At 70.7% G+C, this 26,512-nt stretch carries 33 protein-coding genes; 23 read left to right on the top strand and 10 right to left on the bottom strand.

Going from position 1 to position 26,512, the window contains the following annotated elements; all coding sequences use genetic code 11:
• The 7 genes from OJ962_RS30125 to OJ962_RS30155 all read left to right on the top strand — a co-directional run.
• Positions 1 to 938 (top strand): VWA domain-containing protein (locus OJ962_RS30125; RefSeq protein WP_270006809.1); only part of this gene is annotated, 938 nt, incomplete at its 5' end.
• Positions 939 to 1,135: 197 nt separating this feature from the next.
• Positions 1,136 to 2,509: a hypothetical protein gene (locus OJ962_RS30130; RefSeq protein ID WP_202953791.1), complete on the top strand. Its 1,374-nt coding sequence runs from the start codon at positions 1,136 to 1,138 to the stop codon at positions 2,507 to 2,509.
• 42 nt (positions 2,510 to 2,551) lie between these two features.
• Positions 2,552 to 3,322, top strand: coding sequence for a hypothetical protein (locus OJ962_RS30135; RefSeq protein ID WP_202953792.1), 771 nt, complete (start codon positions 2,552 to 2,554; stop codon positions 3,320 to 3,322).
• A gap of 70 nt (positions 3,323 to 3,392) precedes the next feature.
• A complete protein-coding gene (locus tag OJ962_RS30140) occupies positions 3,393 to 3,899 on the top strand; it encodes a hypothetical protein (RefSeq protein WP_202953793.1) in 507 nt (168 codons plus the stop codon).
• A 51-nt stretch (positions 3,900 to 3,950) separates the two neighbouring features.
• Positions 3,951 to 4,748 (top strand): hypothetical protein, encoded by a 798-nt coding sequence (locus OJ962_RS30145; RefSeq protein ID WP_202953794.1) that lies wholly within the window; start codon positions 3,951 to 3,953, stop codon positions 4,746 to 4,748.
• Between the two features lie 2 nt (positions 4,749 to 4,750).
• Positions 4,751 to 5,131, top strand: coding sequence for a BlaI/MecI/CopY family transcriptional regulator (locus tag OJ962_RS30150; RefSeq protein WP_202953795.1), 381 nt, complete (start codon positions 4,751 to 4,753; stop codon positions 5,129 to 5,131).
• Positions 5,124 to 6,023: a M56 family metallopeptidase gene (locus OJ962_RS30155; RefSeq protein WP_202953796.1), complete on the top strand. Its 900-nt coding sequence runs from the start codon at positions 5,124 to 5,126 to the stop codon at positions 6,021 to 6,023. Before OJ962_RS30150 ends, OJ962_RS30155 begins: the two co-directional genes overlap by 8 nt.
• Before the next feature lie 71 nt (positions 6,024 to 6,094).
• Here the strand turns inward: OJ962_RS30155 and OJ962_RS30160 are convergent, their stop codons facing one another.
• Entirely contained in the window at positions 6,095 to 7,246 is a 1,152-nt protein-coding gene (locus tag OJ962_RS30160; RefSeq protein WP_202953797.1) for a calcium-binding protein, read from the bottom strand.
• A gap of 89 nt (positions 7,247 to 7,335) precedes the next feature.
• On the opposite strand from OJ962_RS30160, the gene OJ962_RS30165 reads away from it, so the two are divergent.
• Positions 7,336 to 7,875 carry a VOC family protein gene (locus tag OJ962_RS30165; protein WP_202953798.1) on the top strand — a complete coding sequence of 180 codons (540 nt, stop codon included), beginning with the start codon at positions 7,336 to 7,338 and terminating at the stop codon, positions 7,873 to 7,875.
• On the opposite strand, the gene ansA is transcribed toward OJ962_RS30165, so the two are convergent.
• On the bottom strand, positions 7,865 to 8,881 hold the full coding sequence (ansA, locus tag OJ962_RS30170; RefSeq protein WP_202953799.1) for an asparaginase: 1,017 nt from the start codon (positions 8,879 to 8,881) through the stop codon (positions 7,865 to 7,867). The genes OJ962_RS30165 and ansA overlap by 11 nt on opposite strands.
• Positions 8,878 to 9,681: a PaaX family transcriptional regulator gene (locus OJ962_RS30175; RefSeq protein ID WP_202953800.1), complete on the bottom strand. Its 804-nt coding sequence runs from the start codon at positions 9,679 to 9,681 to the stop codon at positions 8,878 to 8,880. Before OJ962_RS30175 ends, ansA begins: the two co-directional genes overlap by 4 nt.
• A gap of 24 nt (positions 9,682 to 9,705) precedes the next feature.
• Between OJ962_RS30175 and OJ962_RS30180 the strand changes: the two genes are divergently transcribed.
• From OJ962_RS30180 to OJ962_RS30220, 9 genes are read left to right on the top strand one after another with little or no spacing between them, the layout of a single operon-like run.
• Entirely contained in the window at positions 9,706 to 11,307 is a 1,602-nt protein-coding gene (locus OJ962_RS30180; RefSeq protein ID WP_202953801.1) for an adenine deaminase C-terminal domain-containing protein, read from the top strand.
• Positions 11,304 to 12,767, top strand: a complete 1,464-nt coding sequence (locus tag OJ962_RS30185) for a benzoate-CoA ligase family protein (RefSeq protein WP_202953802.1) — start codon at positions 11,304 to 11,306, stop codon at positions 12,765 to 12,767. The genes OJ962_RS30180 and OJ962_RS30185 overlap by 4 nt, the downstream gene beginning before the upstream one ends.
• On the top strand, positions 12,764 to 13,117 hold the full coding sequence (locus OJ962_RS30190; protein WP_202953803.1) for a hypothetical protein: 354 nt from the start codon (positions 12,764 to 12,766) through the stop codon (positions 13,115 to 13,117). The genes OJ962_RS30185 and OJ962_RS30190 overlap by 4 nt, the downstream gene beginning before the upstream one ends.
• Positions 13,114 to 13,764: an SDR family oxidoreductase gene (locus OJ962_RS30195; RefSeq protein ID WP_202953804.1), complete on the top strand. Its 651-nt coding sequence runs from the start codon at positions 13,114 to 13,116 to the stop codon at positions 13,762 to 13,764. The genes OJ962_RS30190 and OJ962_RS30195 overlap by 4 nt, the downstream gene beginning before the upstream one ends.
• A 28-nt stretch (positions 13,765 to 13,792) precedes the next feature.
• On the top strand, positions 13,793 to 15,229 hold the full coding sequence (locus tag OJ962_RS30200; protein WP_238931462.1) for an aldehyde dehydrogenase family protein: 1,437 nt from the start codon (positions 13,793 to 13,795) through the stop codon (positions 15,227 to 15,229).
• Positions 15,230 to 16,000, top strand: a complete 771-nt coding sequence (locus tag OJ962_RS30205; protein ID WP_202953806.1) for an enoyl-CoA hydratase/isomerase family protein — start codon at positions 15,230 to 15,232, stop codon at positions 15,998 to 16,000.
• Entirely contained in the window at positions 15,993 to 17,195 is a 1,203-nt protein-coding gene (locus tag OJ962_RS30210; RefSeq protein WP_202953807.1) for an NAD(P)/FAD-dependent oxidoreductase, read from the top strand. Before OJ962_RS30205 ends, OJ962_RS30210 begins: the two co-directional genes overlap by 8 nt.
• A gap of 42 nt (positions 17,196 to 17,237) precedes the next feature.
• Positions 17,238 to 17,660 (top strand): DUF6529 family protein, encoded by a 423-nt coding sequence (locus OJ962_RS30215; RefSeq protein WP_270006810.1) that lies wholly within the window; start codon positions 17,238 to 17,240, stop codon positions 17,658 to 17,660.
• A gap of 2 nt (positions 17,661 to 17,662) precedes the next feature.
• Positions 17,663 to 17,851 (top strand): hypothetical protein, encoded by a 189-nt coding sequence (locus OJ962_RS30220; protein WP_202953809.1) that lies wholly within the window; start codon positions 17,663 to 17,665, stop codon positions 17,849 to 17,851.
• Between the two features lie 28 nt (positions 17,852 to 17,879).
• On the opposite strand, the gene OJ962_RS30225 is transcribed toward OJ962_RS30220, so the two are convergent.
• Genes OJ962_RS30225 through OJ962_RS30235 form a run of 3 tightly spaced genes read right to left on the bottom strand, consistent with a single transcriptional unit; the run spans position 17,880 to position 19,489 of the window.
• Complete coding sequence (locus tag OJ962_RS30225; RefSeq protein WP_202953810.1) at positions 17,880 to 18,176, bottom strand: hypothetical protein; 297 nt, start codon at positions 18,174 to 18,176, stop codon at positions 17,880 to 17,882.
• Positions 18,177 to 18,236: 60 nt separating this feature from the next.
• On the bottom strand, positions 18,237 to 18,761 hold the full coding sequence (locus tag OJ962_RS30230) for a gamma carbonic anhydrase family protein (protein WP_202953811.1): 525 nt from the start codon (positions 18,759 to 18,761) through the stop codon (positions 18,237 to 18,239).
• Entirely contained in the window at positions 18,740 to 19,489 is a 750-nt protein-coding gene (locus OJ962_RS30235; RefSeq protein WP_202953812.1) for an enoyl-CoA hydratase/isomerase family protein, read from the bottom strand. The genes OJ962_RS30230 and OJ962_RS30235 overlap by 22 nt, the downstream gene beginning before the upstream one ends.
• A gap of 26 nt (positions 19,490 to 19,515) precedes the next feature.
• Here OJ962_RS30235 and OJ962_RS30240 point away from each other — a divergent pair, with 26 nt between their 5' ends.
• Genes OJ962_RS30240 through OJ962_RS30260 form a run of 5 tightly spaced genes read left to right on the top strand, consistent with a single transcriptional unit; the run spans position 19,516 to position 22,434 of the window.
• Positions 19,516 to 20,175, top strand: a complete 660-nt coding sequence (locus tag OJ962_RS30240; protein ID WP_202953813.1) for a ferritin family protein — start codon at positions 19,516 to 19,518, stop codon at positions 20,173 to 20,175.
• The gene (locus tag OJ962_RS30245) at positions 20,172 to 20,876 is read left to right on the top strand and encodes an alpha/beta fold hydrolase (protein ID WP_202953814.1); all 705 of its coding nucleotides are present in this window, start codon (positions 20,172 to 20,174) and stop codon (positions 20,874 to 20,876) included. Before OJ962_RS30240 ends, OJ962_RS30245 begins: the two co-directional genes overlap by 4 nt.
• Positions 20,873 to 21,271: a PaaI family thioesterase gene (locus OJ962_RS30250; protein ID WP_202953815.1), complete on the top strand. Its 399-nt coding sequence runs from the start codon at positions 20,873 to 20,875 to the stop codon at positions 21,269 to 21,271. The genes OJ962_RS30245 and OJ962_RS30250 overlap by 4 nt, the downstream gene beginning before the upstream one ends.
• Positions 21,272 to 21,299: 28 nt before the next feature.
• Positions 21,300 to 21,695, top strand: coding sequence for an ATP-binding protein (locus tag OJ962_RS30255; protein ID WP_270006811.1), 396 nt, complete (start codon positions 21,300 to 21,302; stop codon positions 21,693 to 21,695).
• A gap of 10 nt (positions 21,696 to 21,705) precedes the next feature.
• Complete coding sequence (locus tag OJ962_RS30260) at positions 21,706 to 22,434, top strand: lipoate--protein ligase family protein (protein WP_202953817.1); 729 nt, start codon at positions 21,706 to 21,708, stop codon at positions 22,432 to 22,434.
• A 17-nt stretch (positions 22,435 to 22,451) separates the two neighbouring features.
• Here the strand turns inward: OJ962_RS30260 and OJ962_RS30265 are convergent, their stop codons facing one another.
• From OJ962_RS30265 to OJ962_RS30275, 3 genes are read right to left on the bottom strand one after another with little or no spacing between them, the layout of a single operon-like run.
• Positions 22,452 to 23,003, bottom strand: a complete 552-nt coding sequence (locus OJ962_RS30265; protein WP_202953818.1) for a DUF3618 domain-containing protein — start codon at positions 23,001 to 23,003, stop codon at positions 22,452 to 22,454.
• Positions 22,967 to 23,410, bottom strand: a complete 444-nt coding sequence (locus tag OJ962_RS30270) for a phage holin family protein (protein ID WP_202953819.1) — start codon at positions 23,408 to 23,410, stop codon at positions 22,967 to 22,969. Before OJ962_RS30270 ends, OJ962_RS30265 begins: the two co-directional genes overlap by 37 nt.
• A gap of 5 nt (positions 23,411 to 23,415) precedes the next feature.
• A complete protein-coding gene (locus OJ962_RS30275) occupies positions 23,416 to 24,066 on the bottom strand; it encodes a hypothetical protein (protein ID WP_202953820.1) in 651 nt (216 codons plus the stop codon).
• 109 nt (positions 24,067 to 24,175) lie between these two features.
• Here OJ962_RS30275 and OJ962_RS30280 point away from each other — a divergent pair, with 109 nt between their 5' ends.
• Entirely contained in the window at positions 24,176 to 25,120 is a 945-nt protein-coding gene (locus OJ962_RS30280; protein WP_202953821.1) for a manganese catalase family protein, read from the top strand.
• Here the strand turns inward: OJ962_RS30280 and OJ962_RS30285 are convergent, their stop codons facing one another.
• The gene (locus OJ962_RS30285) at positions 25,121 to 26,512 is read right to left on the bottom strand and encodes an NAD(P)/FAD-dependent oxidoreductase (protein WP_202953822.1); all 1,392 of its coding nucleotides are present in this window, start codon (positions 26,510 to 26,512) and stop codon (positions 25,121 to 25,123) included.

Below are 26,512 nucleotides of genomic sequence, written 5' to 3' on the forward strand. Positions count from 1 at the left end.
CTGGCGCGGCCGGCCGGACGCTGCGGGGCGCGGAGGCGCGCGCCGTCGTGCGCGAGCGCGGACGGCGCACGCTCGCGCGCCGCCAGCTCGCGCACCGGCACGCGCAGCTGGAGCGGGTCTCGCCCGAGGTCGGCCGGCTCGACGAGGCCGCGCTGCACGAGCTGCTGGGCACGGACCCCGATGCGGCCGTCGCGCTGCTCGCCGACCTCGCGGCCGCCACCGACCCGCGACTGCGCGCGCACGCCCGGCGGCTCGCGGCGCGGTTGTTCGTACGCGCCGGTCGCCTCGGCCGGGAGACGACGAGCGGCTACCGGCGGCTCGCGCCGGGGCGGGCCGGGCAGGACGGAGACCTCGACCTCGACCTGACCTTCGAGGTGGCGGGAGGCCGGCCGCGGCACGCCGACGAGCTCGTCGCGCGGCGATGGGTGGCGCCGCAGCGGGCACTGTGCCTGCTCGTCGACCACAGCGGCTCGATGCACGGCCACGCGGTCGGCCTGGCGGCGATGGCGAGCGCCGCCGTCGTGCTCACGCACACCGAGCGCGCGACGACGAGCGTGATCGCGTTCGCCAAGGACGCGCTCGTGCTGCAGGCGCAGGACGAGCCGCGACCTCCGGCGGCGCTGGTCGACGATCTGCTGTCGCTGCGCGGACAGGGCCGCACGGACCTGGCGCTCGCGCTGCGGACGGCGGCGGCGCAGCTCGCAAGCCGGCCCGCGGCCGACCGCCACGTGATCCTGCTCTCGGACTGCCGCCGCACCGCCGGCGGCGACCCGCACGGCGCCCTCGCCGGGCTCGACCGCGTCGATGTGCTCGGCACGAGTGCGGACCCGGAGGCCGTCGCGGCGGGCCGTGCGCTGGCCGCGCGCGCGAGGGGTTGTTACCGGCTTTCGACGAATTACGTCACGTTGCGAGCCGGACTGCTTACGCTGCTCTCCTAGAGAAAGCGTGTAGGCATCTGGACGAATGGTGGCTTGACCCCCTGCACAGCGCGGGATACGGTCGCTCCCACTCGGGGTGTATCGCGCCTCACCGGGGAGAGGTGCGTCCTACGATGCTCCGCTCGGTCAACTACGGGTCCATGCAGTTTGCAGGAGGGAGAGTGGCAGAGATGCCCTCAGCAGGTCGGATATTGCGGATGTCGATAGCGGGAGTCATCGCCGCCGCGATCCTGGGTGTGTCCGCCGCCAGTGCGTCCGCCGCCCCAGTGTGGCTCTGGGCCTGCCACGGCCCCGCCGGCGAGGCCATCCCGGCGTCCCCGGCCTCCGACAAGGTCGAGACCCTCACTGCCGGCAACACGGCCGACGGAAGCAAGCCGAGCCTCGACGGCTGCGGCACGCCCGGCTCGGCCGGCGTCACCCTCTCGGTCCCGGCCGACACGCCGGCCGCGGGCAGCACCTCGACCCTCACGGTCACGCTGCCGGCCGGCCTGAGCGCGACCGCGGCCAAGGTCAACGGCGCGGTCCGCGGCGGCGGCACGTTCCGCGTGATCCCGGAGGGCCCGGCGGTCACCAACCCGGCCATGGGCTCGGTCATCGAGAACCTGCCGCCCTCCAACGCCGTGACCCTCGAGCTGAGCTGCACGTCGAGCTGCGCGACCGCGGCGGTCGACGTCACGAGCGTGGTGCTCCGCGTCGACGACTCGGTGGGCCCCGAAGGCGCCGTGAGCTGGAACACCCCGGTCGACAAGGTCATGAAGCTCACGCCGGCCGCGACCGACCAGGGCGTCGGCCTCGAGCGCGTCGAGGTCACCGTCGGCAACCGCACGGAGACCGCCTGGTTCGGCAACTGCCGCGACCTCACGGCCGATCCCGCCACCAACGACCGCCGGCTGGACACCACCGCGTGCCTGCGTGGCCGCAGCGACGGCATCAACAAGCCGCTGCGGCTCCTCGAGGCGCCGATCACCGTGTGGGAGACCGCGGACGGCGCCACGGAGCCGGACCCGCGGACGCTGCCGGAGGGCATGTACACCCGCACCGTCACGGTCTACGACGCCGCCGGCAACAGCGACGTGATCAGCGGTCAGGTCGAGGTCTGGCACCCGCCGGCGCCGATCTCCATCCGCACCCTGAACATCTCGACGGCGTCCGTCTTCGAGCAGCCCGGCAACAACAACCCGAACACCCCGCCCGGTGGCGGCGTTCAGGGCGACCAGGCCACGCAGTGCCGCACGCCGCGCCTGTCGGTGATGCTCGACTCCAAGCCGGTCCGGGTCTCCAAGGGCACCCCGGTCCTGCTGTACAAGAAGGCGTACCGCTTCACGGGCCGCCTCACGTGCGTGATCAATGGCAAGCGCCGTTCGGCGCCCAAGCGCACCAAGCTTTCCGTGCTCAACAAGGTCGGCCGCAAGACGGTCCGCAAGCCCAACACGACCATCCGTGACAAGGGCCGGGTCAACGTCAAGCTGGCCTTCGTGAGCTCCCGGACGGTGATCTTCCGCTACACCAATGCGGCGGGTCAGAAGTCCGAGGTCAAGATCAAGGTCCGCGTCACCAAGAAGAAGAAGTAAAGGCGCTCTGAGCTGAGCATCAGAGTGCGGGAGGAAGAGGGAATGAAGCGAGTCATGGCGCTGGGCGCCGCAGCACTGGCGGTGGGCGCCGGCGCCGCGGCGTACGCCCACAAGGCGACGGCCGGTGGGGCGGCCGCCGCACAGGCGGACGGAGGCCTCGCGGTCTCGTCCGGCACGATCGACGCGCCGGCAAAGGCCGGCGCGTACGGCCCGATCAAGGTCTCCAACCGGTCCGCGTCTGCGCTGACGGTCACCGTCGCGCCGCGCCAGTGGACCCAGGCCGCCGACGGCAAGGTGTCCCCGAACCGGCGCGGCGGCCTCGCCGGCGTCAGCGTGAGCGCTCCGAGCTTCACGCTCCAGCCGGGCGAGGAGCGCGAGCTCACGGTCAGCGTGGCCTCGCTCCCGGCCGCGGGCTCGCTGTTCGGCGCGCTCGAGGTCGTCGGCCTGCCGGCCGACGTCGCCACCCGCAAGGGCGTCGTCCTCGGCTACCGCGTCGTGAGCGCGATCCGCCTCAAGCCGGCCGCGCCGAAGCTCGGCGTCACGGCGGGCACGATCAAGGCCAGCAAGGGCACGGCCGTGCTGCCGATCAAGAGCACGGGCAACACGCTGGACCCGGTCAGCGGCACGATCGCCGTCAAGGACTCGCGCGGCACGCGCAACCTGAGCGTCCCGGCGACGAAGATCCTGCCGGGCAAGACCATCAACGTCCCGCTCGGCACCAAGCTCCAGAAGGGCAGCGCGACCGCCAAGATCACGCTGCGTCAGAAGGGCAAGGTCGCGCTCTCCCTGACCAAGAAGTTCACGGTCAAGTGATGCGCTCCGAATCGCCCCTCCGCGTGTTGATTGAACCGATGGTCACGAAGCGAGCTGTGGAAGGCACGAAATGAAGCTGCGTACGTTCATCGCCGTGTCGGCGGTCGGGGCTGTGGCGGTCGCCGCACCGCTGGCCTCCGCGCAGACCCCGCCGGTCTCCGGCGGCACCACGATCGGCGCGACCGTGCCGAGCATGCTCGAGCTGATCATCACGCAGCCGAAGGCGACGCTCGCCGCGTTCCCGAAGGCCAAGACCTACTCGACGTCGTTCGACGTCGCCGTCACCACCACCGACAATGCGGCGCAGCTGTCGCTCACGGACGGTGAGGTCAACAGGGGCTCGAAGATGGGGCGCCTGGCGAGCGGCAAGAAGCTGCTGCCGCTGCCGCTGGAGGCCCGCGTGGGCAAGTCGGCGTTCGCCGCGCTCAACACGCCGGTCGAGTCCCAGCTGACCAAGTGGAACCAGGCCGTGGCGCGCTCGAAGGCGACGGTGAACCTGCGCCAGAAGGTCAAGGCCAAGGCGTCCGGCAACTACCGCAAGGTGCTGCTCGTCACGCTCTCGACGGACACCCCGTAGGCGCACTGCGCCCCGATTCACAAGCAGAAGAAACGCAAGGAGATACCCGAAGTGAAGCTCGTTAGGAGTCGGCTGGTAGCCGGCGCCCTCGGCCTGGCCGTCGCGGGTGCCGCGACCGGCAGCGTCATCGCCCGCGCGGACGAGTCCGCGCCGGTGGCGCAGGCCGCGCAGCAGGGCGGCGTGTCCATCACGCCAGCTACCGTCGAGCGCACGGCCAAGCGTGGCGCCGTCGGCACGATCACGATCAAGAACACGACGAAGGACACCATGCGGGTCACGGTCAACGTGCGCCCGTGGATCCAGAACCGCAACACCGGGGCGGTCGCCCTGAACACGCGGGCGAGCCTGTCGCCGTACGTGCGGGCTTCGCCGCAGACGTTCAATCTGCGGCCCGGTGAGCGCCGCGTCACGTTCAACATGCGCCGCATGACGGCTTCGGGTTCGCTCTACGCCGGCTTCCAGGTGTTCGCGAAGCAGACCAAGGCCAAGGCCCGCAACGGGATCATTCCCCAGTGGGATCTGCGCGGGAAGATGCGTCTGAACCCGACGCGCAAGAACCCGAACCTGCGCATCGGCGCGGCCGACGTCGTCGGCCGCGGCAACAACCGCTCGTTGATTCTCGCCGTCCGCAACACCGGCAACACGCTGGACCCGGTCGGCGGCACCGTGTCGATCACGGGCCCGACGTCGCGCAACGCCACGATCCCGCAGGTCGGCGTCGTGCCGGGGCAGGTCGTCTACCTCAAGGGCGGCGCGCTGCGCGGCATGCGTGCCGGCAACTACACCGCCACGTGGAACGTCACCATCGGCGGCAAGCGCTTCACCCAGAAGCGCACCTTCAGGCTGTAGCCATGTCCGCGCCCCCGCCTCCGCTTCACGAGCTCGAATCCGAGATCATGGAGGAGATGTGGGGGCGCGATGAGGCCACTGTGCGTGACGTGCAGATGGCGCTCAACGCGCGCGGCGAGAAGACTCGCGCGTACACGACGCTGCTGACGGTCATGACGCGGCTCGACAACAAAGGCCTGCTGGTCCGGCGCCGGGCCGGCCGTCACGACGTCTACGCCCCCGCCCTGTCGCGCGAGGCGTACCTCGCAGCGCGCGCGGAAGCGTCCGTCGAGGCGCTGGTGGAGGACTTCGGCGACCTCGCGCTCGCCCACTTCGCCCGCCACATCGAGGATCTGGACTCCGAACGCCTCGAGACGCTGCGCCGACTGGCACGCGGTGAGTGACAGCCGCGGACTCCGCCGGGCGGAGTTCGCGGTTGCGGCCTTTGGGCTCACAGCGTTCCTGCTCGCGCTGCTGTTCGTGATCGACGGCGTGCGCTTCCACAGCGACCTGCTGCTGCACGCGCTGTCGGACATCCCGCGCGGGCAGTTCCACCACGGGCACGAACTGCTGCTGATGGCGCTGGTCCTGTTCGACGTGGTCGCGCTGGCTCGTAGCGGGCGCTCGCTGTGGCGCGGGGCGAGCGCGCACCGGCGGCTCGCGGCGGCCCTGCCGGTGAGCGAGGAGCGTGCGGTCGGCGGCCGCACCGTGCTGGTCGTGCCCGGCGCCGCGCCGCGCGCGTTCTGCGCTGGGCTCGCGCGGCCGCGTGTGTACGTCTCCGAAGGTGCGATCGGGCGCCTGAATGCGGCGGAGCTGGCCGCCGTCGTCGCGCACGAGGGCCATCATGCCGATCGCCGTGACCCGCTCCGGATCTTGGTCGCCCGCGCGATCGGCGACGCCTACTCGCTACCGGCGCTGCCGCGGCGCGAGCAGGCGCTGTCGGAGCTCGCCGCCGACGCCGCCGCGGTCCGGCGCGGCGGCACCGCGCCGCTGGCGTCCGCGCTGCTGGCGTTTCCCGGCGGGATCGCCCCCGAGCGCGTCGACCGGCTCGCCGGCGCGCGCCCTGTGGGCCAGGTGCCGACCGCGATGGTCGTCTGCGCCGCGCTCGTGATCGCCGCGCTGTCGCTGGGCATCGCCGCGCAGCTGCTGGTGTCCGGCCACCCGCCGTTCTGCGTGCCGCTGGCCGCTCCCGGCTGGATCCTCGTCGCGGTGATCGCGCGCTTCGTCGCGCTCGGTCCCGCGTGGCTGGGGTGGCGCCGGGCGGAGCGCTTCCTGCGCCCGGCGCCCTCCACCTAGGAGATCCGCGAAGCGATCTCCGAGCGGAGGTGAGCGCGCGCCGGCGAAGCCGGCCGCGCGCACGAACCGCCCTAGCCGCGCTTCTTCTTCTCGCAGTCCCCGCTGACCTGCACACGGGCGCGATTGCCCTTGAACTTCGAGACGATCACGGTGTCGTCGCCCGGGCCGCAGCTCACGCGCGCGCGGCCGCTGGCGGTGATCGCGGTCACCGTGTCATCACCCGGGCCGGCGTTCACGGTGGTGCTGCGGCCGGAGATCCGGATGTTGTCGGCGCCGTTGCCGCCGTGGATCGTCGTGGAGAGCCCGTTGCCCTGCAGGTAGTCGTTGCCGTCGCCGCCGAGCACGCGCGTCTTGCCGCGGCCGGCGTAGATGGTGTCGTCGCCCGCGCCGCCGTCGGCGAGGTCGTTCTGGCCGCCCGCGCCACCCTTGTGGCGGGCGTCCGCCCACAAGATGTCGTTGCCGCCGTGGCCGTAGAGCTTGTTGGACCCGCCCTGGCCGTTGAGCCGGTCGTTGCGGTCGGTGCCGTTCTTGGTGCCGTTGCCCGACCAGGTGATGCCGCGGGTGGGGTCACGCTCGGCGGCCAGGTCGATCACGTTCTCGCAGTCGGGCTGCGCCGCGAGCAGCTTGCGGTTCGTGCGGCCCATCGGGGCCGGCGAGTTGTAGACGGTGTCGTTGCCCTCGCCGCAGGTGATGCTGCGGATCGCGCTCGGCGGGTCGGAGTTCAGGTGGACGGTGTCGTCGCCGGGGCCGGCGTCGATGCGGTCAGGACCCGTGTCCGAGTGGATCGTGTCGTTGCCGTTGCCGCCGTTGAGGTCGTCGCCGCCGGAGCCGCCGTCGACGACGTCGTTGCCGTCGCCGCCGTTGACGATGTCCGGCGCCTCGTCGCCCTGCAGGCTGTCGTCGCCGGGACCGCCGAGCAGGGTGTCGTGGCCGAACCCGCCGAGGCCCTGGTCGTTGCCGTCCTCGCCGATCAGGCGGTCGTCGCCCGAGCCGCCGTTCATGTTGTCGTTGCCGGCGCCGCCGTAGGTCTCGTCCGGGCCGGTGTCGCCGGTCAGGATGTCGTCGCCGCCGAGGCCGCGGATCGCGTCGCGCCCGCCGAGGCCGTTGATCACGTCGGGGCCCTCAGTGCCGCTGAGCCGTTCCGCAGCGTTGGAACCGACGATGTTCTTTGCGAACGCCGTCGCCGCGAAGACGAGCGCTCCAGCGATGGTCAGGGCTAGCAAGGTACGGATTTTGGACACATGCATTCCTTTGCCCGGAGCGTCCAGGCGGATAACGGGTGAAAGGCGCCAACAGTGGCATCCTTGCCCTCATGAGCGAGGCTTCTGTCGAGCCGATCGTCCGCGCGGAGCGCCCGCTCCCGCCCGGCACACGCATCGGCCATGTGCATCTTCGCACCGCGAACATCGACCGCGTCCGCGACTTCTACGTCGGCGTGCTCGGGTTCGACGTCATCGCCGAGCTGCGTGACCTCCCGGGCTGGGGCACGACGGGGGACGCGCTGTTCTTGAGCGCCGACGGCTATCACCACCATCTCGGCTTCAACACCTGGAAGTCGGCGGATGGACCGCCGCAACCCGACGGCGTCTGCGGCCTGCACCACGTCGCGATCCTGTTCCCGACGCGCGCCGGGCTCGCCGAGGTGGTGCGGCGGCTGCTCGAGGCGCAGTGGCCGCTGCGGCAGACGATCGACCACGGCACGCACGAGGCGGTCTACGTCACCGACCCCGACGGCAACGACCTCGAGCTCTACTGGGACCGCCCGTTCTCGCAGTGGCCGGTCGACGAGGCGGGCCACGTGCGCTTCGTCGGCGGCGAGCTCGACCTCCAGGGTCTCTTGGCTACGCGGTGAGCTCGCCCGCCAGGTCCTGCGCGAACAGCGCGCGCACCTCGTCGGGCGCGCGGCCCTCGCTGAGCAGCACGACCAGCTTCGCGTAGGCGGCCTCGGTGGTCATGTCGAGCCCGCCGACCGCACCGGCCTCGATCAGCGGCGCGCTCGTCGCGTACGCGTTGAGGTCGACGCGGCCGTCGACGCACTGGGACACGACGCCGACGACCACGCCGCGCGCCGCGCCCTCCGCGAGCACCTGCAGCAGCTCGTCGTCGGCGCTCGGCACGGTGCCGGCGCCGTAGGCCTCCAGGATCACGCCGCGGGCGGGCGGCGCGAGCGCCGCGCGGAGCAGAGCCGCCGGCATGCCCGGGTACAGACGCAGCAGGTTCACCGGCGCGTCGAGCGTGATCGGCAGCCCGACCGCGCCGGGCTCCTGGTCGCGCAGGCGCGCGACGTCGACCTCGATCTGCACGCCGGCCATGCCCAGCGGCGGGAGGTTGGGGGACGAGAAGGCTTCGAAGCCCGACGCGCTCGCCTTCACCGCGCGGCATCCGCGCAGGATGTGCGAGCCGAACACCAGGCACACCTCGCGCACGTCGTCGCGCGCGGCCACCAGCACGGCCGTCAGGAGGTTCTGGCGGCCATCGCTGCGCAGGACGCCGAGCGGGATCTGGCTGCCGGTGATGACCACGGGCTTGCCGAGACCTCGCAGCAGGAAGGCGAGCGCCGAAGCGGTGTAGGCCATCGTGTCCGTCCCGTGCAGCACGACGAAGCCGTCGTAGTGGTGGCGGTGCTGCGCGAGGTCGCGCGCGATCCGCAGCCAGTCCGACGGGCGCGCGTTCGCGGAGTCCAGCAACGGCTCGTACTCGCAGATCGAGAGCTCGGGCACCTCCGCGGTGTGCAGCTGCGGCTGGTCGCGGATCTGCTCGGTCAGGTGCCCGGGCACGGGCGCGTAGCCCGTCTCGGTGGCCTTCATGCCGATCGTCCCGCCGGCGTAGGCGACATAGATGCGCTTGCGTTCGGTCACGTGAGCGCGTCGAAGTGTCGCTGGGCGGCGGGCGCCCACGCTTCGTGGCGGGCGGTGAACAGCGCGTGCGCCCGGCGGCGCGGCCAGTCGGGCGGGAGCAGGTCGTCCGGCAGGTCCGGGTCGATGAACGGGAAGCGGCGCCACGCGTGCACGAGCGCCGTCTGGGCGGCGAACGCCGCGGCGTCGTCCTCGGGCTCGAGCTCGTCGAAGTCGGCGACGAACTGGTCGTAGTGCGCGCGCAGGTTCGCGAGGTCCCAGGCTTCGTCGATCACCCGTTGCGTGCCGCCGAGCGCGCCCAGCTCCGCGCGGAACGTGAGCAGCTGCGCGGGTTCGGTCGCCTGCACCATCGTCTCCCGGTCTACGTGCGGCGTGATCCAGAGGCCGCCGCCGAGGGAGCCGAAGCCGGCCCACGCGAGCTGGGTGGTGAGCCGGTGGCGCAGCTCGCGCCGCTGCTCGGGCACGCGCAGGACGAGCAGCAGCCAGCGCCCGTCCCAGCTCACGGGCCCGCCGAAGCCGTAGATCCGGCGCGCGCCCACGCGCAGCAGCTCCGCCGACTTCGGCGTGAGCCGCATGCGCGAGCGCCGGCCCACGCGCTCGCTGGCGATCAGGTCCTCACGCGCCGAGCGCACGACGGCCTGCCGAGCGGCGCTCGGGGTGAAGCCGAGCAGTTGCAGCCCGGCGATCAACGCCTCCTGCCAGGCGCCGTCCGGGCGCGGCAGCAGGAACTCGCCGAGCACGGTGAGCAGGGTCGAGCGGGCGGCGGGGGCGCCGACGGAGGCGCGGCGGAGAACGTCGTCCAAGGCCGTGGAACATATCCTCCGGGGATGCAGGCTCTCGTCGGCGCGACCATCGCGGACGTCTATACCGGGACGTGGATACGCGCGAACGTGGAGTTCGACGACGGCGTGATCACCTACGTCGGCCCGCGCGCGCCCGCGTGTGAGGCGACCGACATCACCGGGAAGCTCCTGGTGCCGGGCTACATCGAGCCGCACACGCACCCGTGGTGCCTGTACTCGCCCGCGTCGTTGCTCGAGGTGGCGGTGCCCGACGGCACGACGACGCTCGTCTACGACAACCTGTTCTTCTTTTTGTCGCACGGGGTGGACGGGCTGCGGCGGATCGTCGAGCAGATGCGCGCCGCGCCGGCGCACATTCGCTGGGTCGCGCGAATCTCGCCGCAGTCGGCGTATCCCGACGAGGCCGAGCGGTTCGCGATCGACGTCATCGAGCCGATGCTGTCGTGGCCGGAGGTCGTGGCCTCGGGCGAGATCACGAACTGGATGTCGGTCGCGCGCGGCGAGCCGCGGGTGGCGGCCGGGATCGCGGCGGCCAGAGCGGCGCGGCGGCGCGTCGAAGGCCACAACGCGGGCGCGTCCTACGACCGGCTCAACGAGCTGTCGCTGGCCGGCATCTCCGCCGATCACGAGGCCATCACGGCGGAGGAGGCGCTGAGCCGGCTGCGGCTGGGGATGTGGACGATGCTGCGCCAATCGTCGCTGCGGCCGGACCTCCCGGCCTTGTTGGACGGCCTGCGCGACGTGCGTGGAGGCGCGCGCCGGCTGATGCTCACCACCGACGGCGCCACGCCGTCGTTCTACGAGGAGCACGGCGTGATCGGCGGAGCGCTGCGGATCGCGTCCGAGCGCGGCGTGGAGCCGATGCGCGCGCTGCAGATGGCGACGATCGACCCCGCCACGTTCCTCGGCCTCGACGAGCGGCTCGGCGGGATCGCGCCGGGGCGCGCCGCGACGTTCAACGTGCTGCCGGAGGTCGGGGAGTGGCGGCCCGAGACCGTGTACGTGCGCGGCGAGGTGGTCGCGCGGGAAGGGCGCCTGTGCGGGCCGCCGCCCCGGATCGACTGGCCGGCCGGCCCGGGGCTCGTCGCGCCCGACGCAAGCCTGTTCGCGCCGTTGACCGGCGTGCAGCCGGTTGCGCGCTATGAGTCGGCCGTGATCAACCGGCGCGTGGACCGCGCGGTGGAGCCGGATGACGTCCACGCCGTGCTCGTCGGCCGCGACGGCGCGTGGGCGGCGAAGGGCGTCGTGGAGAACTTCCTGGACGTCGACGGCTTCGCCACGACCGCGACGACCTCGCTCGAGCTGCTCGTGGTGGGGCGTGATCCGGCGGCGATGGCCCGTGCAGCCGCGCGCGTGGCCGAGCTCGGCGGCGGCTTCGCGTTCGACGGCGGCTGGTCGGCCCCGCTGGAGGTCGACGGGCTCATCTCCGCCGGAACGTTCGACACAACAGTTGCGATCGATAGTAGGCTGTCTGACGAGATGAGGAGAGCCGGGTACCCGTTCCACGATCCCCTCTACAGCCTGCTGTTCGCGTCGGGCGACTTCCTGCCGGAGCTGCGCGTGACGCCGAGCGGTCTGCTGGAGGTGAAATCGCGGACGGTGCTCGCTGGTACGGTGCGGCCGTGAACAACTCCGGGACGCTGGTCGACCGGCGGTTGGAGGCCGGTCACTCAGACAAGGTGGCAATCCGCTGCGCCGGCGAGTCGATCACCTACGCGCAGTTGCACGCTCGCATCTGCGCGGTGGGCAACGTGCTGGAGGAACTCGGCGTCGGGCGTGAGGATCGCGTGCTCATGGTTCTCGACGACTCACCCACCTTTCCGGCGCTCTTCCTCGGTGCGATGCGTGCCGGTGCGGTACCGGCGCCGGTGTCATTTCTCGACAGCACCGAGAACTTCGCCCACTACGCACGTGACTCCTACGCGAAGTTGATCGTCGCCGAGGACGGTCTGCTGGAGCGACTGCCCGCGGGGGCGATGGGACGCTCACAGTTCGAGTCGTTGCTGGCGGACGCTCCGGCTGAGAGGGCGCCCGCCGACACGCACCGTGACGACATGGCGTTCTGGCTCTTCAGTGGCGGCTCGACCGGGTTTCCCAAGGGTGTGGTGCATCTGCACCACGACATCGAGTACACATGCGAGACCTATGCCAAGGAGATCCTTGGCATACAGGCTGACGACGTCACCTTCTCCTCGACGAAGCTCTACCACGCGTACGGTCTCGGCAACAACCTGACGTTCCCGTACTGGGTGGGCGCCACGACCGTGCTCCGCCCGGGCCGTCCGGAGCCTCGCGGCCTGCTCGAGACCGCCGCCGCACAGCGTCCGACCCTGTTCTTCAGCGTGCCGACGCTGTACGGCGCGATGGTGAACCTGGACGACGCGTTCTCCTTCGACCTGAGCTCAGTGCGCATGTGTGTGTCGGCCGCCGAGCCGCTGGCGCCCGAGGTGTTGCGGCGCTGGCAGAACTGCTTCGGCCTGGACATCGTGGACGGCATCGGCTCCACCGAGATGTTGCACATCTACTGCTCCAACCGCCTGGGTGAAGTGCGTCCCGGGACCAGTGGTAAGCCGGTGCCCGGCTACGAACTGGTGTTGCTCGACGAGTCCCGCGCTCCGGTGTCCGATGGGGAGGTGGGCAACCTGTGGGTGCGTGGGGATTCCGCGCTCGCGTATTACTGGCACCAGCACGAGAAGACCAAGGCCGCGATCCACGGCGACCTCTTCTTCACCGGCGACCGCTACCGGGTCGACGAGGACGGTGACTATGTGTACGAGGGCCGGGCCGACGACATGATCAAGATCGGCGGGCTGTGGGCTTCGCCGATCGAGATCGAGAACGTGCTCGTCGAGCACCCGCGCGTGCAGGAGGCCGCCGCGGTGGGGGTGGACGCCGACTACACGACCCGCGTGAAGGCGTTCGTGGTCGTCCGCGCCGAGCCGGGCGACCACGAGCTGGTCGCCGAGCTGCAGGAGTGGTGCAAGACGCGCCTGCGCCGCTACGAGTACCCGCACTTCATCGAGTTCGTCGACGATCTCCCCAAGACCCCGACCGGCAAGATCCAGCGCTACAAGCTCCGAGCATGATCTTCACGGCCCCCGAAGTGCAGGACTTCGCCGGCGTCGAGACGGCGCTCACCGACGCGTTCCGGCGCTCGCAGGCAGCCGCGCAGGCCCAGGAGCCGATGGTGTTCGTGCTGCGCAACGAGCACCTGCTGGGCCAGGACGGCGCGCCGGGCGCGATGCTGGCCAACGCGCTGCTCTCCGGGATGCGCACGCTGGCCGCGGAGGGGCACGCGGCGAATGCGGTCGCCGTGGGGGACGAGCACTCCCCCGAGGACCTGCAGCACTGGATCGAGGTGCTTTCTCAGGGCCGCGGCGTGATGGGTGAGCTCGTCCACGTGGGCGCCAAGCACGTGGGGAAGATCCAGGCATGAGCCGGGCGGTCGTGACCGGCGCGGCGCGCGGAATCGGGGCGGCGGTCGCCGATCGCCTGGAGCGCGACGGGTTCGACGTCCTGCGCGTCGATCTGGCTGGCGGGTTCATCGCTGACGTGACGAACGCCGAGGACCGGGCCCGGATCGTCGCCGAGGCCGGCACGGTGGACGTGCTGGTCAACAACGCCGGGATCACGCGGGACGCGCGGATCGTCAAGATGACCGAGGAGCAGTTCCTGGCCGTCATCCGCGTCAATCTCGGAGCCGCCTATGAGCTTTCGCGCGCGTGTAACTATGGCGACGGCGCCTCGATCGTCTCGCTCGCCTCGCGCGCGTACCTGGGCAACTTCGGCCAGTTCAACTACAGCGCCTCCAAGGGCGGCCTCGTGGGCATGACGCGCGCGCTGGCGCTCGAGCTCGCCCCGCGCGTGCGCGTGAACGCCATCGCGCCGAGCCTCACGGCTTCCGAGATGACGCGCGCGATGCCGGAGAAGGTGCTGGAGAAGATGATCGCGAGCATCCCGCTCGGCCGCCAGGCCGAACCCGAGGAGATCGCCGAGACGATCGCCGCGCTGGCGTCACCGGCCGCGGCGTATGTGACGGGCCAGGTCCTGGTCGCCTGTGGCGGCCGCAGCCTGGCTCCTTGACCCCAGGGAGGAACGCAACGTGACCGGAATGCTCATCGCCGGCGAGCGCACCGAAGGTGCGGCGGGCGAAGGGATCGACGTGGTCGATCCCGCCACCGAACAGACGCTCGAGAGCGTGCCGCGCGGGACCGCGGCGGACGTGGACGCGGCCGTCCAGGCGGCGGACAAGGCCTTCGCCGAGTGGCAGAAGACGGACGCCGAGGAGCGCGCGACGCTGTTGCGCAGGGCGATCGCGCTGATCGAGCGCGACCGCAAGGACCTCACAATGTCGCTCGTGCACGAGCAGGGCAAGCCCGTGACCGAGGCCGGCGGGGAGATCCACCACCTCATCCACGGCCTCAACTACTACGCCGACCTCGCGACGAAGGTGCGCGGCTCCTACCAGCCGCTCCCGAGCGCGCTGAGCAAGGCCTACGGCATGGTGATCCGGCGCCCGATGGGCGTCGTGGCGGCGATCGTGCCCAACAACTTCCCGTTGACCCTGCTGGGCACCAAGCTCGCGCCCGCGCTGATGGCGGGCAACACGGTCGTGGTCAAGCCGGCCGCGACCACGCCGCTCACGACGCTGAAGATCGCCGATCTGCTGCTGGAGGCCGAGTTCCCGCCCGGCGTCGTGAACGTGATCACGGGCAAGGGCTCGGAGGTCGGCGACGCGCTCGTCACGCACGACAAGGTGCGGCGCGTCGCGTTCACGGGCTCGACCGCGGTCGGGCGCCACATCATGGGACTGGCGGCGCCCAAGCTCAAGCGGATGACGATGGAGCTGGGCGGCTCGGACCCGGTGATCGTCGCGCCGGACGCCAACATCAAGGCCGCCGCGCGCGGGATCGCGATCGGCCGCTTCTGGAACTGCGGCCAGATGTGCCTCGGCGGCAAGCGCATCTACGTCTTCGACGAGGTCTACGACGAGCTGCTCGAGCAGCTCACCCGCACTGTCGGTAAGTACGAGCCCGGCCTCGGGTGGGAGAAGGCCGAAAAGCCGGCGATCCGCGTCGGCCCGCTGCACACCTCCGACGGGCGCGACGAGATCATGGAGCAGCTGCAGGACGCGCTGGACACCGGTGGCGAGCTCGTGCTCGGCGGTGACAAGCCTGAGGGCTCCGGCTACTTCATCAACCCGACCATCGTCACCAACCCCGCGCTCGACTCCCGTGTGGCGAAGGAGGAGACGTTCGGTCCGCTGCTGCCGATCTGGCGGGTGAGTGACCTCGATCAGGCGATCTCGCTCGCCAACGACAGTGAGTACGGTCTCGGGGCGTCCGTGTGGACCAACGACGTGCGGATCATCCACCGCGTGGCGAACGAGGTGGAAGCCGGCATGAAGTGGGTGAACCAGTTCCACTACGGCTATGACGAGTTGCCGTTCGGCGGTGTCAAACAGTCGGGGTACGGCAAGGAGCACGGCGTCGAGGGGTTGGACTATTACCTCGAGGACATCTCGGTTGTGGTGGGAGGGCTCGAATAGATGGCCGTGTCATTCGAGGCCGACGGCGCGGTCGGTTACATCACGCTGGACAAGCCGCCCGCGAACTCCTACGACAAGGCGTACATGGAGGAGTTCCAAGGTGCGGTGCAGTCGGCGGCGGACGACTCCGCCAAGGTGATCATCGTTCGGAGCGCGTCCAAGAAGTTCTTCTCCGCCGGTGCGGACATCAAGGCGTTCGCGGCCAACAGCACCGACGACAACATGGCGATGATCGAGCGCGGCCACGAGGTGCTCGCTTCGATCGCGCGGATCCCCAAGGTGTTCATCGCCCAGGTGGAAGGGCACGCACTCGGGGGCGGGCTGGAGATCGCGCTCGCGTGCGATCTGCGGTTCGGCGCGCGCGGCACGTACAAATTGGGCTTGCCGGAGGTCACGCTCGGCTTGCTGCCGGGCAACGGCGGCACGCAGCGGCTGCCGCGGATCATCGGCGTGCCCAAGGCGCTGGACCTGATGGTCACCGGGCGGCCGATCTCTCCGGGCGAGGCGCACGGCCTCGGCATCCTCAACCGGCTGTTCGCGGCCGAGGAGACCGCGGAGCAGACGCGCGCGTACGCAGAAGCGCTGGCCGGCGGCGCCACGGCCGCGATCGGGGAGATCAAGCTCACCACCTACGCGGGGGTGGAGAAGCCGATCGCGGATGCCCTGGCGCGTGAGCGTGACGGCATCCGGCGGCTGTTCGACACGGCCGACTCGGCCGAGGGGTTCGCAGCCTTCGCCGAGAAGCGCAAGCCGGAGTTCACTGGTGGCTGAGCGCGAGATCGAGTTCCTGATCGTGGGCGGCGGCGACGCTGGGTTCTCGGCCGCGCGCACGCTCCGCGAGGAGGGGGCGGACGGCTCGGTGCTGGTGGTGTCGCGCGACCCTGACCCGCCGTACGACCGCACGGCGGTGTCAAAGGGATATCTGGGCGGTGAGAAGCCGCGCTCCGAGGTGCTGCTCGGTGGTGAGAACTGGTTCACCGAGAACAACGTCGAGCTGCTCACCCGAACCAGCGCGATGAAGCTTGACACCGAAGCTCACAGTGTGACGCTGTCCAACAAGGACGTCATCCGCTACGGCAAGCTCCTGCTCGCCACCGGCGCGAACGTTCGCCGTCTGCGGATCGAGGGCGCTGACCTCAACGGTATCCACTACCTGCGCGCGCTCGGCAACGCCGATGCCATCCGTGACGATGCCAAGGGCGAAGTCGTGCTGGTGGGCGGCTCCTACATCGCCACCGAGGTGGCGGCCACACTGACCTCGATGGGCCGCAAGTGCTCGCTCGTCATGCTCGAGAACGTGACGCTGGAGCGCACCTTCGGCAAGACCGCCGGCGCGTTCTTCCAGAAGGCCCTCACCGAGCACGGCGTTGATGTGTACCCCGGCGAGGAGGTGGAGCGCTTCGAAGGTCAAGGGCGAGTCTCCGCGGTCGTCACCAGGTCCGGCAAGCGCATCTCCGCCGACGCGGTGATCGTCGGCGTCGGTGTCACACCAGACGTGTCACTGGCCAAGAAGGCCGGGCTCGAGCTCGGCGAGGCCGGCGGCGTGTTGACCGACGCGAAGCTGGCCACCAGCGCGGTGGACGTGTTCGCCGCCGGTGACATCGCCGAGTACGACTCCGTCGTGCACGGGCGGCGGGTGCGAATCGAGCACTGGGACGTGGCGGAGAACCAGGGCAAGACCGCCGCGCGCTCGATGCTCGGTCACACCGACCCGCACGACGTCGTCCCGTACTTCTTCTCCGACCTCAGCGACTGGACATGGTTCGAGTACGTCGGGCCGGCCTACACCTGGACCGAGGAAGTCGTGCGCGGGTCGGTCGACGAGGGCCAGTTCACCGTCTGGTACCTGGACGGCGACCGGCTCGCGGGCGCGCTCAGTGTCGATCGCAGCGACGACCTGGACCGCGCGCGGGAGCTGATCAAGTCCCGCGAGCCCGTCGATCGTGAGGAACTCGGTCAGACATAAGTCGCAGTTGTACCGGACGCCGCGCGGGTAGAGGCTCGCCCAGTGGAGGACTTCGTCGTAGACATCACGCGCGGCAACCCCAGCTCGGTGAAGACGATCTTGGCGTCGGTCGTGCTGGCCCTTGCCGTGTACCAGTTGCTGCTGGCCGCCATCGGCTATCGCAAGCTCCCGGTAGGCAAGCCCGAGCCCGCCTTCTTCACCCATCGGGCATCGGGTGACATGCTCGCCGTGCTGATCGTCGTCGTCGCCCTCATGTGCCTGTCGGTGTTCGGCTTCGACGGTGACTACATGCTGCACATGGTGGCCGCGATCGGCGCGCTCCTGGTGCTCGCGGTGAAAATCGCGGTCGTCCGCTCCGGCAGGGGCGGACGGTTCCTGCCCTACCTCGGCACCCTGCTGTTCCTGCTGCTCGCGATCACCTGGTTCACCGTCGCGCCGGAGTTCCTGGCGGGAGAGGACGACTGATCATGCAACTCATCGGCTCGCTCGTCGCCGCCCTCGCGATCATCGCGGTCACCATCGCGGTGGTCACCTCACAACTCGGCCCGTACAAGGAGGACACCGAAGCGCGCGAGCAGCGACAGGAGCAACAGGAGGAACGCCTGGAGCAGCAGGAGGAACAGCGCGAAGAGGCCGAGGACGGGCGCGAGGACTAGCGAACGGCGGCGGTTCTCGACGAACTGGCTACGCCACGCGCGGCTTGCCCGCTCGAGCGATCACGGCGGCGATGACAAGGCACATCACATTGGCGGCAAGGCCGTAGTGACCGAGCACGGCGATGGCAGCGAGCAGCTCGTCTGAGCGAACAACGAGAAGCGGGACGAACAGCGCCAGCGTGAGGAGCGCGATGCCCAGACCCGCGAACCCTCCCGCCGCGAGCTGCGCGCCACGGCGAGCATCATGGATTCGACCGATGATCGGGAGCACGCACGTAGCGCCGAGCGCGAGCATGACGACTGCGAGCACCAGACCGGCGGTCATGGACCGAAGATCGCGCCGATCGACGGTTCCGATGGCGCGAATCGACCTGGTGCGACCGATTCAGGCAGAGGACGCGCCGGCCAGGTAGCGCAGGCGCTTGGACTGGTACTCACGCGCGGCGGTCTCGACCCAGCGCTGCGACTCGCCCGCGATCTCCTTCTTCACGCGCGCGGGGATGCCCGCGGCCAGGACGCCCGGCGGGATCTCGACGCCCTCGCCGACCACCGCGCCCGCGGCGACGAGCGACCCCGAGCCGACCCGGGCGCGCTGCAGGACGATCGCGCCCATCCCGATCAGGCACCCATCCGCGATCTGGCAGCCCTCGAGCATCGCCATGTGGCCGACGGTCACGTTCGCACCGACGACCGTGGGGAGGTCCGCCGCGCAATGGATGACGCAGTTGTCCTGGACGTTGGAGCCCTCGCCGATGACGATCGCGCTGTTGTCGCCGCGCAGGACGGCGCCGAACCAGATCGACGCGCCCGCGGCCACCGTGACGTCGCCGATCAGCACCGCGGTAGGGGCGATGTACGCGTCGTCCGCGATCTGCGGGGCCTTGCCGTCTAGCTCGATGATCGTCGCCATACCGCCTCCTTGTGCTCCGGCGTGCCGATGAGCGCGCTCTGGGCGAGCCCTTCGGCGGCCATTCCGCTCTCCAAGTCCACACTGGCGGCCAGCCACAGCAGCCGCTTCGCCGCCGCGTAGGCCTGCGGCGAGCGCTCCAGCATCCCCTCGAGGCGCGAACGCGCCGCGGCCACCACGTCGTCCTCCACCGCGGTGACCATCCCCAGCCGCAGCGCCTCGGTCGCCCTCACCTCCTCGCCGCCGAGGATCACGTCCTTCGCGCGCGCCAGCCCGATCAGCTTCACCAGCCGCGTGATGCCACCGTGCGACGGGATGATCCCGAGGCGACCCTCGCGATAGACGAAGCGCGCGTCCGGCGCCATCAGCCGCACGTCGCACACGAGAGCGAGTTGCGTGCCGGCGCCGGTCGCGACGCCGTTGATCGCCGCTACCGTCGGCTTCTCGAGCCGCTCGACCGAAGTGATCAGCTGCGTGAGCCGGTGGGAGTCGTGGCGGAACTCGCGCGGGTCCCAGTCGCGCTCGAAGCGGCTCAGGTCCCCGCCGGCGCTGAAGGCCTTGCCCTCGCCGGTCAGGATCACGGCCCGCACGGCGCCGTCCGTGGCGGCACGCTCGAACGCGTCCCGCAGCGCGCCGGCCATCGCGTCGTCGATGGCGTTGCGCCGGTCCGGCCGGTTGAGGGCGACCAGCAGCACGCCGTCGTCGCCGAGCGTCGTCGTCACGAGGTCCACAGAGCCCGATGGTACGGTCAGACGCCGTGATCGCGGGGTACCAGCACTTCCTGCGCCTCGCGGACCGCATCCAGTGGGACGACGAGGCCATCGACCTGACCACGGACGCGCGCAACTGGCCGTCGGTTGCCGACGCGCGGATCAAGGAGCTCGTCGCGGGCTTCATCGTGGGCGAGGCGGGCGTGGCCGAGCACCTGCACGCGTTCTTCGACGGCGACGCAGCCGCGACGTTCGAGGCCCAGCGCCGCGACGAGGAGCGCCACGCGCGCTTCTTCGCCCGCTACGCGCGTGCCGTCGGGCTCGACGACCCGCGCGCGCACGTGTCCGCTGAGTTCATCGACATCTTCGAGCGGCGGCTGCCCGAGGCGGCCGCGGAAGCGGGTGTCGAGGCGGTCGGGCTCTACCACATGGTTCTCGAGGGGGTCGTGTTCACCGCCGGCCAGTACGCGCTGCTGGAGCTGGTCGACGACCGTCTTCCCGGCCTCAAGACCGGGATGGAGCTCGTCCTGCGCGACGAGAAGTGGCACATCGGCTTCGGCACGCGCTGCCTCAACGACGCACGGCTGACCGAAGCCGAGATCGACGCGATCCTCGATGAGGGCGAACGCGCCGCCGCCCTGTGGGCGCCCGAGCAGGCGGAGCGGGTCCTGCGCACACTGCGCCGGCGGATGGCCGCGGTCCGGTGAAGCTGGAGACGAAGGAGCTCGCCGGCACGGAGCCGGCGCTCGTCTTCCTGCACGAGGGCCTCGGCTCGGTCGAGCTGTGGCGGGACTTCCCCGACCGGGTGCACGCCGCGACCGGCCGGCGGGTGTTCCTGTACTCGCGCGCGGGCCACGGCTGGTCGGACGTCCCGGACGCGCCCCGCACGCCGCGGTTCATGCACGAGGAGGCGCTCGACGTCCTCCCGGCGCTGCTGCGCGAGCACGGCATCGAGCGTCCGGTCCTGATCGGGCACAGCGACGGTGGATCGATCGCGCTCATCCACGCGTCCGAGCACCCGGCGGCCAAGCTCGTCCTGCTCGCGCCGCACGTCTTCGTCGAGGACGTGTCGGTCGCCGCGATCGCCGAAGCGCGCGGTGCCTTCCCGGCGCTCCGGGAGCGGATGGACCGCTATCACCGGGACGCCGAGCGCACGTTCCGGCTGTGGAACGACATCTGGCTCGCGCCGGAGTTCCGGGACTGGAACATCGAGGACGTGCTGCCCGCGATCAGCGCGCCGACGCTCCTGATCCAGGGCCAGCGCGACCAGTACGGCACGCTCGCGCAGCTCGACGCCATCGAGGCCGGGTTGGGCGGCGCGACGACGCGGTGGGTGCTCGACTGCCGCCACGCGCCGCATCTCGAAGCGCCCGAGCCGACCCTCCACGCCATCACGGAGTTCCTGTGAGCCTCGAAGAGCACTTCGTCGTCCCGTTCGAACGCAGCTTCGACGCGCACTACGGCCTCGAGTACCTCGAACCCGCCCGCGGGCGGATCGAGGTCACGCCGAAGCTGCTGGGGGCCGACGGCACCGTCTCCAGCGGCGTCTACGCGTCCATCGCGGAGTCGCTGGCGTCGACCGGGACGGCGGTCGAGGTGGTCCCGCAGGGCCTCGTTCCGTTCGGCCTGAACAATTCGACCCAGGTCGTGGGGCAGGTGCGTGACGGCACGCTCGAGGGCGTCGCCCGCTGTCGCGCGCGCGGCGAACGCGAGTGGCTGTGGGACGTCGAGATCGGACCGCCGGGCGGCGCGCCGAGTGCAATTGCGACCGTCTCGATCGCCGTGCGCCAACAACGGGTTTAGTCACCTCTACAACGGGTAGCGGCGGCACGTGCCCCATGCCGCGTGGTCCTTCGCTGCCGCGCGTGAAACTCCGATGCAGGCCCGGCGCACAGTCGTCGACTGGGCGCAGACGCACGTGGAGGATCGCGCGATCCTGAGCGATATCGCGTTGGCGATCACGGAGGCCGCGACGAACGCCGTCCTGCACGCCTACAACGACCACGGCGGGACCGGCACCGTGCGGGTTCAGGCCGAGCTCGGCGGCGACCACGTCTGCTTCACCGTCCGCGACGAGGGCAGCGGCCTGCGGCCGCGCGTGGACTCACCTGGCCTCGGGCTGGGGCTCAGCCTGATCGCCCAGGTCGCGGACTCGGCGGACATCCGCACGCCCGAGGACGGCGGCACCGAGGTCGTCATGCGCTTCAACGTCTCGCGCGCCGCCTAACCTCACACCGATGAGATTGCTCCGCACCGGGGAGGCCGGCTCGGCCGCCCTCGAGCTGGCGATCTCTCACGCGCTGCTCACGCGCGTCTCCAAAGGGGAGTTGCCAAGCACGCTGCGCGTGTACCGGCCGCGCGCCGCCGTGGCCTTCGGCAAGCTCGACCGGCTGAGCCCGGGCTACGACGCAGCCGTACGCGCCGCACGCACCCACGGGTACGAGCCGGTGCTGCGGCTCCCGGGCGGACACGCGGCCGCCTACAACGCGCAGTCGATCGGCATCGACGTGGTGTGGGCGCTCGCCGACTCCGCCACCGGCACGCACGATCGCTTCGCGCGCGAGGGAGAGCGGCTGGCGGGCGCGCTGCGGACGCTGGGCGTCGACGCGCGGGTGGGGGAGGTGCCGCGCGAGTACTGCCCGGGCGACTACAGCGTCAACGCGCGGGGGCGGGTGAAGCTGATCGGCACCGCACAGCGGCTGGTGCGCGGTGCGGCGCTGCTCGGCGCCTCGGTCGTGGTCAGCGGCGGACCGGAGATCCGCGCGGTGCTGCGCGACGTGCTCGGGGCGCTCGCGTTCGAGTGGGACGAGGCCACGGCGGGCGCGCTCGACGAGGAGGTCCCGGATGTGACGCTCGACGCCGTCGAGGCCGCGATCATCGCCTCATACGGCGACCTCGAGCCGGCGGACCTGGACAGCGACACACTGACCCTGGCCCACCGACTCAAGCCGGAGCGCGAAATGTAAAGGGGGACTGTCCCTCTTTAGGAACGCGCGCTCGAGGCCGCTTCCTGCGCGTGATCCTGGGCGCTGCCCTTGAGCTCCTGCGCGTGCTGCTGCCCGCTGTCCTTCACGGTCTCCTGCGCGCTCTGGGCCGCTTCCTGCGCGACCTGCTTGCCGCGCTCGAGCGCCTCCTGGCCGGTCTCCTTGGCGCGATCGATCACGTCGTCGGAGATCTGTCCGAGCTTCTCGTCCTCGATGCGCGTGGCCGGGGCCAGCATGCCGGCGAGGAAGCCGACGGCGACGGCGCCGATGGCGAGTCCGAGCGGGTTCTGCTGCGCGACGCTCGCGGCGCGCTTGGCCTGGCCCTTGACCTGCTCGGTGTCCGGCGTCTTGTCGCCGACGGTCTGGCCGGCGCCGACGAGGCGCTCTTTGGCCGATGAGGCGACGCCCATCACGCTCTCCTTCTTGTCCTGGATGGAATCCTTGGCTCGCGCCTTGACATCGGTCTTGTAGCCGAGCGCGTCGACGGTCTCGCCCATCTCCGCGCGGGTCTGCTCTATCTCGCGGCGGATCCGGTCTGGGTCTTCGCCCACTGGATGTCCTCCTTCACGGTCTCAACGGTTTGGGGTGCGGGCGGCGTGGCCTTCTGGATCGCGTTCTTGCCCGCGAGTCCAAGCACGGCGGCGATCGCCAGCCACAGCAATGTCACGATCAGCGCTGCCAGCCAGAGCGGCAGGAAGCTGTCGAGAACGATGATCAGGAACGCGGTCAGCGCGCCCAGGCCGAGCAGGGCCACGACGCCGGCGGCGGCCAGCATGCCGGCGCCCTTGCCTGCGACCTTGCCCTTCTGCGTGACTTCGGCCTGCGCCAGCTTGATCTCCTGGCGGACGAGGGTCGAGGTCTGGCTCGCCAGATCCTTGACCAGCTCGCCGAGGCCCTTGTCCCGCGGGTCCGGCTCGACGGCGCGTGCGCCCCCGTTGGTGGGGTCGTGAGTCGCCATAGGACTCAGCGCGTGTAGTCCTCGCGGCGAATCGGGATGTCCCCGCCCGCGGCGCTCGGATCGGTGACGACCGTGCCGGACGTCGGCGGATGGCCGGTGCCGGTCACGGGCGGCACGCTGGTGGCCGTGCCGGGCACCGCGATGTCGTCGGCGGCCAGGCCCGTGCGGCTCGTCGGGGCGCCGGCGGTGAGGCCGGGGCTCGTCCGTGGCGCGCCGTTGGTCGTCCCGCGCGCCTCGTAGCGGCGCGATGACGACGCCTTCAGGAAGCGCGAAGCGGCGAAGCCGAGCGCGAGTCCGCCGGCGATGACGGCCCACGGCTGGCGGCGCCCGAAGTCCTCGAGGTCGCCGAGGATCGCGTCGCCGTCGGAGCGCTGCAGGTAGTCGCCGAGGGTCTCGGCGCGCTGAGCGGCCTGCTCGGCGAGCTTCGCCGGCTGGTCCTTGCCCTGCTCGCGCAGCTGGTCGGCGACGGAGCGGATGTCGGAAGCGGTCGAGCTGACCTGCTCGCCGGCCTGCGTCGAACGCTGGTCGACCTGGTCCTTGACCCGGCTCGCGGCCTGGCCCTTGGCCTGCTGCGCCTTCTCGGCGGCCTTCTCTTTGGCCTGCTCCGTGCTGGAGTTCGGCCCGTTCGCCGAGGTGGTTCCCCCAAGAGTGCTCATGATCGTCAGGGCTTGCCCAGCGATTGGTGAGGCATTCGCGGGCTGCGTCCGCCCGTCACAGGCATGACCCCCACCGAACGCCGCGTTGACGAGTGGGTAGGGCGGAAGAATGTTCCTTCGAATCGATCGTTGGCAGACGGAGCTTCCGCCTCCGTCGACGCCCGACCCCGCCGGCGCCGCGACCGTCCAGGAGTTGATGGGCGGCAAGTTCGGCGAGATGTCGACGCTGATGAACTACACGTTCCAGTCGTTCAACTACCGCTTCCGCCAGGGCACGCGGCCGTTCTACGACCTGATCGCGAACATCGCCGCGGAGGAGTTCGGCCACATCGAGCTCGTCGCCGCGACGATCAACACGATGCTCACGGGCGTCGACATCCGCGACGTCGACAGCGAGGCCTACAAGCACCACTACAACTTCGGCGGCAAGGGCGCGCTGCCCGCCGACTCCCATGGTGCGCCGTGGAACGGCACGTACGTGCACTCCTCGGGCGATCTCGTCGAGGACCTCACGCACAACTACTTCCTGGAGACGGGTGCCCGCTCGGGCAAGCTGCGCGTCTATGAGATGTGCGACCACCCGGCCGCCCGTGCGCTGACCGGCTACCTGCTCGTCCGCGGCGGCGTCCACCAGGTCGCCTACGCGCGCGCGCTCGAGAAGCTGACCGGCGCGAACATGTCCAAGCTGTTCCCGACGCCGCGCATCGAGACGGCGAAGATCCCGGAGTGCGCTCCGCACCTCGAGGCCGGTGAACACCTCAAGCTGTACCGCTTCTCGCCCGAGGACTACCGCGAGATCGTGGCCGTGTTCAACGGCCCGCACCCGGAGACGGGCGAGGACCTGCAGGTCATCGACCACGCTCCGGAGGGCTTCCCGCCGCAGGATCTGCCGCCGGAGACCGACGTCTTCGCGCCGGACTACGCGCCGGAGGAGATCGCCGAGATCGCCCAGAAGCTGCGCAAGGCCGCCGGCCTGCCGGACAAGGTCACCGGCGTCGTCGCCAACGACGGCAACGGGGGCGTAGTGTCCAAGGTCAAGGACGCACTGTCCTAATCAGGAGTCGAAGCCGAGCCCGAGGCGGTCGAGCGTTCGCAACCAGAGCCCCCTGCGGCCCTGGTTGCGGTCGGCCGCCGCGAGCCGGTTGCGCGTGAGCTGGACGACGGCGTAGCGCAGCGGCTCGGGCGGGAACGGCACCGGCTTGGTGCGGACGTAGCGCGTGCGCGTGGCGTCCGTGTCCCTGCCGTCGAGCAGGTCGACGGCGGTGCGCCCGCCGAAGCGCGTCGCCGCCACGCCCAGCCCCGTGTATCCGGTCGCGTAGGCGAGCCGGCCCCCGTGGCTGGTGCCGAAGAACACGCTGAAGCGGCTGCTCGTGTCGATCGCGCCGCCCCAGCGGTGGGTGAAGCGCGTGCCCTCGAGTTGCGGGAACGTGTGGAAGAAGTGCTGGGCGAGCTTGGCGAACGTCGCGTCGTGATCGTCGTAGCGCGCGCCGACGGGGCCCTTGTACCGGTAGACGGCGTCCCATCCGCCGTAGAGGATGCGGCCATCGGTGGTCGGACGGTAATAGTGGAACTGGTTGCCGCCGTCCCCGATGCCCTGCCGGTTCTGCCATCCGACCTTGTCCATGTCGATCGGCTCGGTCATGAGGGCGTAGTCGTACACCGGCACGACGTAGTGCTTGATGGTGTTGATCAGCGGCGGATAGGCGCTCGTGGCGAGCAGGACCCGGTCGGCTCTGACGCGTCCCTGCGGCGTGATCACCGTCAGCTCGTCCGTCACATGCTCGACCGACGAATACTCGTATAGGCGCACGCCTTTACGTACGGCGACATCTTTCAAACCGTGGGCGAGCTTGCCGGGGTCGAGGATTCCGGCACCGGTGTGATCCCACACGCCGCCGAGATACGTGGGTGAATTCACCTGTCCGCACATGGCGGTCTGGTCGAGGAGGGTGACCTCGTGCCCGAAACGGGTGAGCTGCTCGGCTTCCTCTTGCAGCCACGGAAGTTGATGTTCGTCCGTGAGCGCCAGCAGCTCGCCGGTGAGCTGGAAGTCACAGTCGATTCCGTAGTGAGCGAGGTCGCGTTGGATGCCCTCGAAGTTCTCCAGCGCGAGCCGCTCGAGCGTCGGCATCTCGTCGGCGAACCGCGCGAGGCCGTTCTCGATGCCGTGGGTGAGCGAGGCGACCGCGAAGCCACCGTTGCGGCCGCTCGCGCCGAACCCGGCGGTCTCGGCCTCGAGGATCACCACGTCTTTGCCCTGCTCGGCGGCGTACAGCGCCGCCCACAGGCCGGTGAAACCGGCGCCGACGATGCACAGGTCGGCGGTGATGTCCTCGGTCAGCGCCGGCGAAGGGTCCTTCGGCTCGCGGAGCCAGAAGGGGCGCGGCTCGGCGTCGGCGTAGCTGGCGCGGTGCTCGCGCGTCGGTGGGGTGGTCGGCCACGGCAT

The organism is Solirubrobacter deserti, assembly GCF_027587175.1.
Lineage (GTDB): Bacteria > Actinomycetota > Thermoleophilia > Solirubrobacterales > Solirubrobacteraceae > Solirubrobacter > Solirubrobacter deserti.